General features: G+C 70.4%; 7 protein-coding genes. 4 read left to right on the forward strand and 3 right to left on the reverse strand.

Going from position 1 to position 13449, the window contains the following annotated elements; genetic code table 11:
- Positions 1 to 208: 208 nt before the first annotated feature.
- Positions 209 to 2437 (forward strand): hypothetical protein, encoded by a 2229-nt coding sequence (locus ACFY29_RS21745; RefSeq protein WP_386988890.1) that lies wholly within the window; start codon positions 209 to 211, stop codon positions 2435 to 2437.
- Between the two features lie 2 nt (positions 2438 to 2439).
- Here ACFY29_RS21745 and ACFY29_RS21750 read toward each other — a convergent pair whose 3' ends face one another.
- Positions 2440 to 3195 carry an SDR family oxidoreductase gene (locus ACFY29_RS21750; protein WP_386988893.1) on the reverse strand — a complete coding sequence of 252 codons (756 nt, stop codon included), beginning with the start codon at positions 3193 to 3195 and terminating at the stop codon, positions 2440 to 2442.
- Positions 3196 to 3438: 243 nt separating this feature from the next.
- Here ACFY29_RS21750 and ACFY29_RS21755 point away from each other — a divergent pair, with 243 nt between their 5' ends.
- Entirely contained in the window at positions 3439 to 4092 is a 654-nt protein-coding gene (locus ACFY29_RS21755; RefSeq protein WP_386988895.1) for a class I SAM-dependent methyltransferase, read from the forward strand.
- Positions 4093 to 4167: 75 nt separating this feature from the next.
- On the opposite strand, the gene ACFY29_RS21760 is transcribed toward ACFY29_RS21755, so the two are convergent.
- A complete protein-coding gene (locus tag ACFY29_RS21760) occupies positions 4168 to 4698 on the reverse strand; it encodes an AAA family ATPase (protein ID WP_386988898.1) in 531 nt (176 codons plus the stop codon).
- A 169-nt stretch (positions 4699 to 4867) separates the two neighbouring features.
- On the opposite strand from ACFY29_RS21760, the gene ACFY29_RS21765 reads away from it, so the two are divergent.
- The gene (locus ACFY29_RS21765; RefSeq protein WP_386988901.1) at positions 4868 to 6055 is read left to right on the forward strand and encodes an RNA ligase RtcB family protein; all 1188 of its coding nucleotides are present in this window, start codon (positions 4868 to 4870) and stop codon (positions 6053 to 6055) included.
- Entirely contained in the window at positions 6052 to 6732 is a 681-nt protein-coding gene (prfH, locus tag ACFY29_RS21770; protein ID WP_386988903.1) for a peptide chain release factor H, read from the forward strand. The genes ACFY29_RS21765 and prfH overlap by 4 nt, the downstream gene beginning before the upstream one ends.
- A 34-nt stretch (positions 6733 to 6766) precedes the next feature.
- Here prfH and ACFY29_RS21775 read toward each other — a convergent pair whose 3' ends face one another.
- The gene (locus tag ACFY29_RS21775; protein ID WP_386988906.1) at positions 6767 to 13429 is read right to left on the reverse strand and encodes a GH92 family glycosyl hydrolase; all 6663 of its coding nucleotides are present in this window, start codon (positions 13427 to 13429) and stop codon (positions 6767 to 6769) included.
- Positions 13430 to 13449: the final 20 nt, after the last annotated feature.

The raw sequence follows: 13449 nt of genomic DNA on the forward strand, positions 1-13449 counted from the left end.
GGGAAGCCGGGTGGCCCGGGTCGAGAGCGTGGGCGGCCACCCGGCGGGTGGCGCGTGCGCAGCGCGTCCGCTGTTGCCACGATTGGGCTGGTCCAGGTGGGGTAGACCCCGGTCTGCCACGCGGGTGGCGGGGCCCGCCTCGGCGGCTGATCGCGTGGCAGGGGCTGCCGGGACACCTCGGGGGGCGATGTCGGATGGATCAGCGCCGTTGAGCGGGCCACGCAGCTCCGGCGACGTCGTGGAGTTGCGGGTGCACGGGGTCTCCAGCGCGAGCGCCGATCAGGTGTTGGGCCTGCAGCAGGTGGCGCAGGTCGCGGGCGACCGCAGTGGGGGCTTCTACCGACCCAGCCCGTGCCGTTCGGACACCGGCGCGTACGGGGTGAAGCTGGAGGCGTACCGCTGGGGTGACCTGCCCTCCGGAACCGTGGCCCGCACCCTGGCGCTGGTTTTCCTGCTGCCGTTCATGCTGGCCAATGTGGCGATCTGGATGCGCCCGGCGAACCCTGGCTCCGAGACGATGGTCAAGTCACTGTGCCGGGTGCTGGCGCTCACGCTCACCGTGCTGTACGTGCTCGCCGTCGCCGGCGTCGCCCTGGACCTGCTCGCCTGGAAGTGCATGTCCTTGCCCCGCTGCCTGGCCGGGCGCAGCTGGTTGTCCTGGTTGGGAGGACGCCCCGCCGGACTGCGGCTGGCGGTGCTCGCGCTGGTCCCGGCCGCCGCCATCGGTCTGCTCTGGCGACTCACCAACCGCCCGGGAAGAACGTTCGAGGCGTTTCACGCACCCGAGAAGGAGGTCTCCGGTCTCCCGCTCGGCGCGGTCGGTCAGTGGGACGCCGAGCCGCTGGTGGGTCGGCTGCGCTCCATCCACGTCGCGGCGGCGTTCGCGACGCTGGACGTCACTCTGCTCGCCGCCCGAGCCACAACCAGCCGCTCGGCCGGCACGATCGCGCTGGCCGTGGCCACCGGGACCGTACTGGCCGTCTGTGTGGTCCTGCTCTGCACGCCCCCGCTGATCGACCGGGCCGCCACTGACCGGCGGCTCGACGGGATCACCCGCACCCTGCGGACGATCGCCATCATCCTGACCGTCGTGGTCGTGGCCCACGTGCTGGCCAGCCCGGCGCCCTGGCCTCAGGGGGGCGGCCTGCCCGGCTACGAGGCGACCCTGACCGGCCTGTTCCTCGCCCAGACGACGCTGCTGGTGGCCCTGGGCATCGTGCTGCTCTGGCGCCGGGACCGGCAGCGGGACGTCACCCCGCTGTTCGGGCTGGGAACGCTGGTGATCGTGGCCGCCTCGATCAGTCTGGCGGTGGCGTACTCCGCCGAGCTGATCTACCGGGTGGCGGACTTCCTGGATCGCGATACGCCGACCGGAGATGGCCTGGAAAGCGTGCCAGCCCGGGCGTACACCTGGGTGATCTACGGCTTCTTCCGGGCGGTACTGATCACGCTGATCGTCTTGGGCCTGCTCATTCTGATCTCCCGCCGCGGGCGGTACCGCGCAGCGGCGAAGATCGTCGAGCGCGACTTCCCCGACCCGCCCGCCGAGGCCGCGCCCCGCCTGCGACAGGTGCAGCAAACGATCGCCCGGGCCCGGTTCACCGAGAAACTGGTGCCGTTGGCCGTGGTCTACAGCTGCCTCGCCGGACTCGGCACGGCCACCACCACCATCGGCCTGCTGGAGCTGTTCCCGAGCGACGTCATCGAGCGCAACATCGGCGTGCCGGCCGACGTGGTCACCTTCGGCATCGCGTTCGGCAGCTGGGTGATCGCGGCGATCATCCTCGGCCTGATCATCGGCGGGATCTTCGGCTATCGGACCCTCCCGTTCCGGCGGCACGTCGGCGTCCTCTGGGACCTGGGCACCTTCTGGCCGCGGGCCGCCCACCCGTTCGCACCGGCCTGCTACGCCGAACGAGCCGTGCCGGAGCTGGCCCGACGAATCACGTACCTGGTCTCCCGCGGCAACGCGGTGCTGCTCACCGGGCACAGCCATGGTTCGGTCCTGGTCGCCGCGACGGTGCTCCAGTTGCCACCGCAGGTCGGCAACCGGGTCGCCCTGATCACCGAAGGGGCACCGCTGCGCCGACTCTACGGGCGGCTCTTCCCCGCCTTCATCAACGATGCGGTGCTACACGAGGTCGGCAGCCGGGTCGGCTGGCGGTGGGTGAACCTGTGGCGCGACACCGATGCCATCGGCGGCTGGATCTTCTCCGGCCACCGGCCAGGTGAGCCGGCGGCCGTCGACGGTCCGGCGGCGACGGTGGACCGCCGCCTGCGAGATCCCCGCGACGTGGTGACTCCACCCAGCGACAGCGTCCCACCACCCATTCAGGGGCACTGGCCGTGCGAATCCGAGGAACGGTTCACCCAGGCGGTGCGGGACCTGCTGGAGCGCCTCGGCAGGCCGGCGGATCCGACCGCCGGCCCGCCGTAGCGTTACCGCCCGCGGGCCGCCTGCGTGCGCCAGTCGTCAAGGCTCCGGTCAGCGACGCGGGCGCCGTCGGCGGGAACGAGTGAGCGTTCGCCCAGGGTGGCGCCGAAGTACCGGGCGGCGGGGTCGGTCACCACAGAACGGGGGTCCTTACTGCCCGCGAGAACGGACCGGCCCAGCTCGTCGAGGCGGAACTGCTCCGGCCCGGCGACCTCGACCACAGCGTTCGTCGGCGTCCCGACCGCGACGTCGGCCACCGTGGCCGCGACATCGTCGGCCGCGATCGGCTGGATGAGCACCGGCGCGAGGTGAACCGTGTCGCCATCCGTGCCGGCGTCGATGATGCCCTGGACGAACTCGAAGAACTGCGTGGCGTGTACCAGCGAATAGGGCAGCCCGGACTCGGCGATGAGCTTCTCCTGGGCGACCTTCGCCCGCATGTACCCACTGTCCGGAAGGCGGTCCGAGCCCACGACGGAGAGCGCCACGTAGTGCCCCACTCCGGCCTCCGTCGCGGCCGCGAGGAGATTCCGGGTGGACGTCTGGAAGAAGTCCAGCACGGCGGCGTCCTCGAACGAGGGCGAGTTCGACACGTCCACGACGACATCGGCGCCGTCGAGTACCTCGCCCACTCCTTCGCCGGTCAGCGTGTTCACGCCGGTCTTGGGCGACGCCGCCACCGCCTCGTGCCCCTGCGCACCGAGGCGGTCCACGAGCTTGGAGCCGATGAGGCCGCTGCCGCCGATGACGACTATCTTCATGATCTAGACACTTCCTACCTGCCCGCGGTGGGGCCGAGTCGTTGCCAACCAAGTACGACGTAACCAGGGCGCCGATCCGTGACACGTCCACCGATGTCGGTGCACGAGGTGGCTACGGTGGGCGGTGTCACGGATGAAATCAGGCTACGTACCTGCGGGTACGCGGCGGGGAGACATCACGACTCATGATTGTGTGCGTCGTACACGATGGGTGACGGCATCCCATCGCCTCTGGAGGTCGGCATGGCAGCGGTGTCCCACCCGGTGTTCGCCCGGTTCTACGAGCGGCTCAGCGTGGCCATGGATCGCGCCGGCACCGCCGAGCACCGACGGAACCTGGTCGCCGGCCTCTCCGGCCGGGTGATCGAGATAGGCGCGGGCAACGGCCGCATGTTCCCCCACTACCCACCCGGGGTGACCGAGGTCGTCGCGGTCGAGCCGGAACGGCGTCTGCGTGCCGCCGCCGTCCGAGCGGCCACGACAGCGCCGGTACCGGTCCGGGTCGTCGACGCTCTGGCCGAGGCACTACCGGCCGGCGAGGGCGAGTTCGACGCTGCCGTGGTCGCGTTGGTGTTGTGCACCGTGCCCGATCAGGCGGGCGCGCTCGCCGAGATCGGCAGGGTGCTGCGCCCCGGCGGTCAGTTGCGCTTCTTCGAGCACGTCGCCGCCGAGGAGCCCGGCGGTCTGCGCCGGCTCCAACGGGTGCTCGACGCGACGCTGTGGCCGAAGTTGTTCGCCGGCTGCCACACCGGCCGCGACACCACCGCCGCCATCACGACAGCCGGTTTCGTCATCGAGGAGTTGCACCGGTTCCGGTTCCCGACAGCCAGCAACAGCCCGTCCTCGCCGTGCGTCGTCGGGCGCGCGATCAAACCGGCGCCCACCAGCGGGCAGTGACGACGGCAGCCAGTCGACCGCCGGCGGCGATCCGGCCGTCACCGGCTGGTCGGTTCAGCCGGTGAGCGCGGTCGTTCAACGACGGGGGAGGTCGATCAGCCAGTCATCCAGGTCGGCCGGGGACCGCATCAACAGCACCGGTGGCGCGGACGGATCGGCCTGCCAGGCCCGCATCCGCCGCCGGGCCCGGCCGAACCCGCCGACGTGCCAGACCAGGATCGAGTCCCCGGACAGCACACTGCCCAGTGATTCGCGGTTGCCGTTGCAGATCTCCTCGCCCGTCACCAACCGGCGCATGGTGCGACGCAGCAACCGCCAGAAGGAGCACCACCGCGGATAGCCCAGGCCGACCACCAGGTCGGCCCGAGCCAGGGGTACGTCGCGCCACCCGTGATACGCCCCATCGAGGATCCAGCGGTCCCGTTGGCAGATCTTCTCGATCCGACTCCGCTGCTGCGCGACCGGCACCTCAACCCACCCCGGCTTCCAGAGCAGATCGTCCACCGGGTACCACGGCAACCCGAGGTGCTCGGCCAGCCGCTCCGCGAGGGTGGACTTGCCAGCGCCATGCACCCCGTAGATCAGGATGCGACGCGGTGCGCTCATCGCGGCAGCGTACGCGGCGATCGAAACTCGCTTGCCGGGCGCGGTGGGTTCCACCAGAGTGGCGTCCATGACGTACTGACGGACAACCCCTCTGCTCCGAGCCCCCGGTGACGCCGCCCCGGGGCCGTGACGCCGTCCGCCCCTACGTCTCAGCCAGAAGTGAGCATCCTTGTCCCAGCACCACTCCCGTCGGGAGTCGCTGTCTCCGTCCACCCCTGCCACCGTCACCGTATTCGCCTCCCCCGCCAGTTGGATCGAGTCTGACGCGCTCGCGCAGTGCCAGCAGGTGGCCGCCCTCGACGGCATGATCCATGTTGCCGCCATGCCGGACCTGCACCCGGGCAAGGGCGCGCCCATCGGCGCGGCCATGGCGTCGAGCGTGTTGTACCCGTTCCTGGTGGGCTCCGACATCGGTTGCGGCATCGCCGTGTTCCCCATCCACCTCAAGCGCGCCGTACCCGAACGGCTCGCCGCCCGGTTCCCCGACCTGGACCGCCCGCTGGACCCTGCGCAGGACGCCGACGACCCGGCCTGGGCCGTCGTGTCGGGTGACATTCCCGCCGGCCACCTGGAGGGCCTCGGGACGGTGGGCCGGGGCAACCACTTCGTCGAGCTCGCACGCGTCGAGACCGTCTTCGACCCGGGCCACGCGAGCCGCCTCGGGCTCGACGCCGGCGACCTCGTCCTCATCGTCCACAGTGGCTCGCGCGGCCTGGGCGAGCGGATCCTGCGGGCGCATACCGGTGCCCACGGTGCCGGCCCCGCCCCCGATCCGGCCGCCTACCTGGCGATGCATGACGACGCCGTGCGATGGGGGTCGCTCAACCGGCGATTGATGGCCGCCCGGGTCGCGCACGCCCTGGGCGCCGAACCGACCGAGCCGATCGTCGACCAGTGCCACAACCTGGTCGAGGTCCGTGACGGGGTCTACCTGCACCGCAAGGGGGCTGCCCCCGGCGACGGCCGCGACGTGCTCATCGCCGGTACGCGCGGTACCGCCTCCTATCTCGTGGCCGCCCACGCCGGCTCGGACGCCAACCACTCGGTGGCGCACGGCGCGGGCCGCAAGATGTCCCGCGCCGACGCCCTGCGCCGGGGCCGGGCCAAGCACACGGTCGAGGAGCTGCGCCGCACACCGGTGGGTTCGATCGTGGTGTGCGGCGACCGCCAACTGCTCTTCGAGGAGGCACCCACGGCGTACAAGCGCATCGAGCAGGTGATCGCCGACCTCGTCGACCACCACCTGGCCACGCCGGTGGCCACCACCACTCCGCTGGTCACCTACAAGACACCCGACCTCGGGTCCCCGCACCGATCCGACCGCCGGGACCAGCGCCGCGGGCGAGGCCGGCGATGAGCGTCCAGCTGCTGCTGTCGGCCGGGCGTGGCCCGCAGGAGTGCGCCTGGGCGCTGGCCCAACTGCTGAGCCGCCTGGAGGACGACGCCACCGGACAGCGCCTGACGACCCAGCGGGTCCAGGCCGTGCCGGGCGACCGGCCCGGCACCTACCGGTCGGTCCTGATCCAGGTCTCGGGCGCCGGCGCCGAGGCGTTCGCCGCCTCCTGGACCGGCACCCTGTGCTGGCAGGCTCCCAGCCCGTACCGGGCGAGCACCGGGCGCAAGAACTGGTACGTCATCGCTCAACCGCCCCAGCTCGACGCCGCGCCGACGAGATTCACGGAGGCGGATGTCGACATCGTGGCCTGCCGTACCGGGGGCCCCGGTGGTCAGCACCGCAACAAGGCCAGCACGGCGGTACGGGCGACCCACCGTCCCTCGGGCATCGTCGTGGTGGTGGACGACGAGCGGCAGTTCAGCCTGAACCGCCGGATCGCCCTGAACCTGCTGCGACAGCGCATCGAGCACGGCGACGAGGCGGCCCGACGCGCCGTCACCACATCCCGCTGGCGCATCCACGACGAGCTCGTACGCGGCAACCCCACCCGCGTCGAACGCCCCGAACCGTCGGGACGCGATCTGGCCGCTCAGCAGCGCGCGCACAAGCGACGGCGACCGGCCGGCGGGGCAGCCTGAGGGAGGCCGTTGGCGCGGCCCGCTCGGGGGCGGCTCAGACCTGCAGCACCGCGTCGGCGAAGGCCCCGGGCGCCTCCTGCGGCAGGTTGTGCCCCACCCCGCCGCTGATGGTCCGGTGTTCGTACCTGCCGGAGAACTGCGTGCCGTAGACGCTGGGCTCCAGGTGTGGCGCACCGTTGGCATCCCCTTCCAGGGAGATGCTGGGCACCGTGATCTTCGGCTTGTCGGCCAGCCGTTTCTCGAACTCCTCGTACTGCGGCTCACCCGCGGCGAGGGCCAGCCGCCACCGGTAGTTGTGGATCACGATTTCGACGTGATCGGGGTTGTCGAACGCCGCCGCGCTGCGGTCGAATGTCGCGTCGTCGAACATCCATCTCGGCGAGGCGGTGTGCCAGATCAGCTTGGCGAAGTCGCGCCGGTTCTTGTCGTACCCTTTCCGGCCGCGTTCGGTGGCGAAGTAGAACTGGTACCACCAGGCAATTTCCGCCTTCGGCGGGAGCGGGTTCCGGCCCGATTCCTGGCCGTCGATCAGATAGCCGCTCACCGAGACCAGGCCGCGGCACCGCTCGGGCCACAGCGCGGCCACGATGTCGGCGGTGCGGGCACCCCAGTCGAAGCCGGCCAGCTTCGCCGCGTCAATCTTGAGGGCGTCCATGAGGGCGACGAGGTCGAGTGCGATGGCCGCCGGTTGGCCGTTCCTGATTGATTCGTCGGACCGGAACCGCGTCGAGCCGAATCCACGCAGGTACGGCACGATGACCCGGTAGCCGGCGTCCGTCAGCAGCGGCACGACGTCAACGAAGCTGTGAATGTCGTACGGCCAGCCGTGGAGAAGGATCACGGCGGCACCATCCGACGGGCCAGCGTCGACGTAGCCGATATTCAGGACACCGGCATCGACCTGCTTCACCTCGTCGAACGTTGCCATCGCGCCGGCCCCTCTTGTCGGCTGCTCCCCGTGCCTGAACGCGGTTCGGGCCTGCTGGACACGCTTGAATCGTAGGGTGTTGGGCAGGCCAGGACGGCGGGTTGCACAAGGACCGGGGCGACCGATTGCCACCTGGGTAAGATGCGTCGCCGCCGTGGGCGGGCCGGTGACGGTGAAGGGCAGGGAAACCCGCGTCGTCGACTTCGCCCCTGCCAGCGTGACGCTGGTCGAGCCGGCCTTCGCCGCCCCGGGAACGCTGACGGTCGCGCCAGAGATGACGCCGTCACCATTCGCGCGCACGCTGCTGACCGCGAGGCCGTCACCAAGGCTGATGGTGACCGTCTCGTTCGGTGCGAACCCGGAACCGTCGACCGTGATCGCGGTGCCGCGCGGGCCCGCCGTGGTCGTCAGCGCCGCTGCCGGTGCGTACCTCGGCGCCTCCTGCTGCTCGGTCACCTGGACGGTGGCCGTCGCCGGAGTCCGCGAGGACGCGCCGGTGGCGGTGACGGAGTACCGGCCGGGCTGCGCGTCATCGGACGTCGGGACCGAGACTCGGACCGCTCCCGCCGCGGAGGCCGCGACCTTCATGGTCCGTGTCGGGCTGGTGCCGAGAGTCACGGTCACCTGCTCACCGGCAGCGAACCCGCTGCCGTTGACGGTGATCGTGTCACCAGTGGTGGCGGACGCGGACACCGCGATCGCCGGCTGGCGGGCGCCACGTGCCACGGTCACGGTGAACGTCCCGGTGCTGCTCGACAACGTGTCCCACGCGGTGACGTGCACCGTGTAGGTGCCCTCCTGCGTGTAGGTGTGCTGTCCGCTCATCACACCGGACTGGTCGATCGTGACGTCGCCCGGAATCGTGCCGTCACCCCACTGGACGCGGGCGCGGTAGCCCGGGGTGCCGGGCACGCCGCCGGTGACCGAGCCAAGCTTCGCCGAGAGGACCTGACCGGCGTTGACCGTCTGGTCACTCGGGGCGACGGTCGCCAGCGCGGGGGCCGGTGTGCCGTCGTCCGCGATGGCGAACACGTGGATCCTGCCCTCCGAGCCGGGGTTGCCGGTCTGCGTCGGGAGGGTCACCGAGACGAGCGTCTTGCCCGCCGGGATCTGGTACGGCGCGGTGGCGAACAGGAACGGCTGCGCGCCGTCGCGGCTCGTACCGCTCAGCCGGTACGCGGCCTTGGCGACGACGATGTTGCCGTAGGACGGAGTGCCGTTGGCGTTGCCGCCCAGCGTCCAGTCACTCATCTGGATCGGGATGCTGGCGGTGCTGCCGTCGCTGAACGTCGCCGTGCCGGTGGTGCTCTGGTTGCCCTGCGTGCCGGCGCCGATGAACGAGATGCTCCTGGCGTCGGTCGGAAGGTTCAGAACGATCGTCTTGCCGTTACCGGTGGCGTTGTCCGGCTGACCCGCCGGGATCACCGGCAGCGTGAAGTTCAGTGCCGTTCCGGGCACCTCGTGCCGCTGGCCCTGGGTCACGCCGGCTGCCGTCAGGGCCGCCCGCGAGTACGCCCACGACTTGGCGTCGCAGTTCGCCGCGAGGGCGCCCTCGTCGCCGATGCAGACGGTGTCGAATGCCGCGGTGAGCCCGGAACTCGGCGCGTAGGCCACGTCGACGCCGACCGTCGCCGAGCTCTGGCCGGTGCCGTCGGTCACCGTGACGCTCGCCTGGTGGTGACCCGGCGTGGCATAGGTGTGCGCGCCACTGACGCTGTAGACGGCCCGAGAGCTCAGCGTCAGGGTTCCTTCGGTGACCGGTGAGCCGTCACCCCAGTCGATCGTGGCCTGGTAGCCGGTGGCGGTGCCCCCGGTGACGGAGGCCAACGGCACCGACACGGGCACACCGGACGTCGCGTGCACGCTGCCCGCGGCGGTCACCGAGATGTCGCCGCCACCGAGTTCGAGGTCGCCTCCGGCGAGCAACTCGATCTCGGCGAGGTTCGTCTGGGCGGCGCCGACGGTCTTCGTCACGGCGAGGCGGAACTGCGCGAACCGTCCCGGATCGCTGATCGTGAACGGACGGGTCTGGTTACGCCACGGGAACACCTCGTCCTTTCGGGAGTCGACGGTGCTCCAGGTGATGCCGTCGTTGGAGCCCTGCAGTCGCCAGGCCGCCGGATCGCCCGCGGCCGCACCGGAGGTGACGGTGTAGTACCTCGGCTCCTGCTTGCCACCACGGGAGGCCCAGCTGATCTGCGGCGTGGCCGAGGTGAACGTCAGCTGCGTGGTCGACGAGTCGTCGAACAGCTTCGACGCGTCCTGCCCGTCACTCGCGGTCGCGGTGCCGAGACCGGGGCCGGTGGTGTCCTGCAGCGGCTTGGGCGCGGCGTCACCCTTGGTCAGTGACGGCGGCGCGTCGTTCTTGCCGCTGCCCCAGGACGACGGCTCGGGACCCATCTGGAAGTCGATCGTGCCGCCCTTGGCGAGCGCGGACACGTCGAGGGACACCTCGCGCTGCTTCTTTCCGTTGACCTTGACGCTCTGCACATAGACGTTCGTCGTGCTGTTGTTCGACGCGTTGACGACGATGTCGCCGCTCGTGCGGTGGACGGTCATCTTGGTGAACTGCGGCGAGCCGATGGCCCACTGGGCGGACCCGGCCTGCAGCGGGTAGATGCCCAGCGAGCTGAGGATGTACCACGCCGACATCTCGCCGTTGTCCTCGTCGCCCAGGTAGCCCTGGCCGATCTCGCTGCCGACGTAGAGGCGCTGCAGGATCTCCCGCACGATCGCCTGCGTCTTGGCCGGCGCGCCCGCGAAGTCGTACATGTACGGGATGTGGTGCGACGGCTGGTTGCTCATACCGAGCTGACCCATCCGCACCGCCTGCGCCTCAAGCATCTCGTGGATCGTGCCGCCGTAACCGCCGGGACGGTCGGCCTTCTCCGGGGTGGAGAAGAACTCGTCGAGCTTGTCCCGCAGCGCCTTCTGGCCGCCGTACAGGTTGACCAGTCCCTGGCCGTCCTGCTGCGCGGTGAACGCGAAGTTCCACCCGTTGGTCTCGGTGTAGACGCCACCCCAGTCCAGCGGGTCACCGGCCAGGAAGTTGCCGGCGGCGTCGCGGCCCTGGAACAGCTTCGTCTTCGGATCGAAGAGGTGGACGTAGTTGCGGGCGCGCTCCAGGAAGTACCGCGACTCCTCCTTGAGCCGCTCGCGCTCCGACTTCGGCGTGGCCGGGTCCTTGGCCAGGGCCGCACCCATGTTGCCGATGCCGTAGTCGTTGATGAAGCCCTCCAGCGCCCACGACACCGACTCGCCGGTGGAGGTCGGCGTGTAGCCGAGGAACAGCGAGGTCTCGATGCCCTTACGGCCGACCTCGCTGCGCCCGGACGCGACGGTCGCGTCCTTGACCGCCGCGTCGTACGCCGCCAGCGGGTCGGGCAGCTTGACCCCGGTGAGGTACGCCTGCGCCAGTGCCACGTTGGCGCTGGTGCCGGTCATCAGGTCGGCGTAACCGGGAGACGACCAGCGGGCGATCCAACCGCCGTCGCGGTAGTGCTGGACGAACCCGTCAGAGATCTTGGCTGCGACGTCCGGGTAGAGCAGCGCGTAGGCGGGCCACACGGTGCGGTAGGTGTCCCAGAAGCCGTTGTTGACGTAGATCTGCCCGTCGACGATCTTCGCGCCGGTCTGGGTGGGGGTCGACGTACCGGTCGGCGCCGACACCGGGCTCGCGTACTGCCAGCGCGGCGCGGCGGCGGTGCCGGTGTTCTCCGACTGCGAGTTCGGGTACAGGTTCAGCCGGTAGAGGTTCGAGTACATCGTGACCAACTGCGCCTCGGTCGCGCCCCGGACCTCAACCCGGCCGAGTCGATCCTTCCAAGCCGCGGTGGCGGCGGCGTGGACCTGGTCGAAGCTCTTCCCGGTGACCTCCAGGTCGAGATTCCGGCGGGCCTGGTCGACCGAGAGGAACGACGTCGCGATGCGCATCGTCACCTGACGGTCCGCGGTGACGTCGAAGGTGGCGGACGTCGCCGAGGACGCCGTCGGCGCCCGGTCGAAGGCGCCGGACACGAACATCCGGGTACGGCCGGCCGACAGGCCGCTTCCGTTGTCGACCCAGCCGGTGAACGTGCCGTCCGCGCCGATGGTGAACGTGCCGTTGTAGAAGACGAGGCTTCCGGTCGGCTGCCCGGACGGGAAGGTGAAGCGCATGATTCCGGCGTGGTCGGTCGGCGACATCTCCGCCGTCAGACCGTTCTGCGTCGTGACCCGGTAGAGGTCCGGCTGCGCCGTCTCGTCCTCGTGGCTGAAGGCGAGCGCCCGGCTGGCGGGCGTCCCGGTGAGGGGTCTGTCGCCCGCCACCGGCATGACCGACATCTGGTTGCGGTCACCCATCCACGGGCTGGGCTCGTGAGAGATCGCGAGGCCCTGCAGGGTCGGCAGGTTGGCCGCGTTGTTGACCCGGTGGTACTGGTACTCCCACGAGTTGGACGTTGCATCGGTCACCGGCGTGAAGAAGTTGAAGCCGTTCGGCACCGAGGTGATCGGCAGGTTGTTGCCGCGCGAGAACCCGCCCGTCGAGTTGGTCCCGCGCCGGGTGTCGACGTAGTTGGTCAGCCGTGAGCCGTCGATCGACGCCGGTGAGCCCGTCAGCTCGACGTCGTCGAGCCAGCCCTGGAACCGGGTCTGCCCGGTGGCCTGCGGATTGTCGTAGGCGAGCAGGATCCGGTCGATCGTCTTGCCGGCTGCCACGGCGCCGATGTCGGACTGCACCGCGTTCCACTGATCGGCGTAGAGCACCTTCGACGCACCCTGTCCGGCTGCGGTGAGCGCGTAGCCGTGCTGGTCGACGGGCGAACGCCCGCTCAGGTAGCTGCCGTCGGTGAAGTGCAGGTCAACCGCCGCGTAGGTGGACGGGTAGCGTCCGTCCTTCCCGGTGAACTCAGGGAAGATCTTGTAGGACAGCCGGGTCTTCGGCCCGACCGGGATGTCGACGTCGAACAGCTTGTTGGTCCCGTACGAGCGTCCGTCGCCTTCGGCGCCACCGGAGTAGCGCAGTGCGGCCAATCCGGTGAAACCGGCCTCCGGCTTCGTGGTGTAGCCGCCGTCCGGACCGGCGCCGACCTCGCTGACCATGGGGGTGGCCGGCGGCCGCACGTCCGAGCCGTCGCTGATGTTCCAGTCGGCGAGTTGCACGAGGGGGTCACCGGAGTTCGCGGTGACGTTCAGCCGGTAGTAGCCGTAGGCGGTCGTGTTGGTGAAGCTGTAGATGTTGGTGGCGAACCGCCCGCTGAACGTCTCGCCGGCGCGCCGGTCGAGGTCGGTCCAGGTACTGCCGTCGTTCGAGCCCTGCACGACGAAGTCCCGGGGGTCGCGGCCGGGTGCGTCGTCCGCTGAGGTCAGCGAGTACCGCACGACCGCCGCGGGCTCGGCCAGCCGGTAGGTCACCCAGCCGGTCGAGGCGAACACCAGCCACTTTGTCGCGGGGTCGTCGTCCTTGAGGTTCGCGGCGATCTCGTTCGGCGGGTTGTCGGCGCTCGCGGTTACCGCGCTGACCTGGTCGAGCAGGCTTCCTGGCAGCGTGGTGACCGATCCGCTGAGGTTCGCCTGGATCGGCTTTCCGTTCTGGCCGACCTCCACGGTGCTCGTGGCGGGTTGCGGGTCGGCCGACTCGAACGAGGAGTTGAAGTTGCCGGGTTGCGGCGTGGGGGGCGCGGCGCTGGCCAGCGGTGCGGCGACGAGCAGCCCTACCGGGAGCAGGACTGCGGTTGTCGCGGCGAGCAGACGAGGGGACCAGGAGCGCACAGGGGGGGAATGCGACATGGGGACAGGGCCTTTCGCCT

The organism is Micromonospora sp. NPDC000668 (assembly GCF_042897975.1).
Lineage (GTDB): Bacteria > Actinomycetota > Actinomycetes > Mycobacteriales > Micromonosporaceae > Micromonospora.

Bases quoted from the DNA above. Each gene is read 5' to 3' on its own strand.
- ACFY29_RS21750 (WP_386988893.1), bottom strand. From the start codon at position 3,195: ATGAAGATAGTCGTCATCGGCGGCAGCGGCCTCATCGGCTCCAAGCTC.
- ACFY29_RS21755 (WP_386988895.1), top strand. From the start codon at position 3,439: ATGGCAGCGGTGTCCCACCCGGTGTTCGCCCGGTTCTACGAGCGGCTC.
- ACFY29_RS21760 (WP_386988898.1), bottom strand. From the start codon at position 4,698: ATGAGCGCACCGCGTCGCATCCTGATCTACGGGGTGCATGGCGCTGGC.
- prfH (WP_386988903.1), top strand. From the start codon at position 6,052: ATGAGCGTCCAGCTGCTGCTGTCGGCCGGGCGTGGCCCGCAGGAGTGC.
- ACFY29_RS21775 (WP_386988906.1), bottom strand. From the start codon at position 13,429: ATGTCGCATTCCCCCCCTGTGCGCTCCTGGTCCCCTCGTCTGCTCGCC.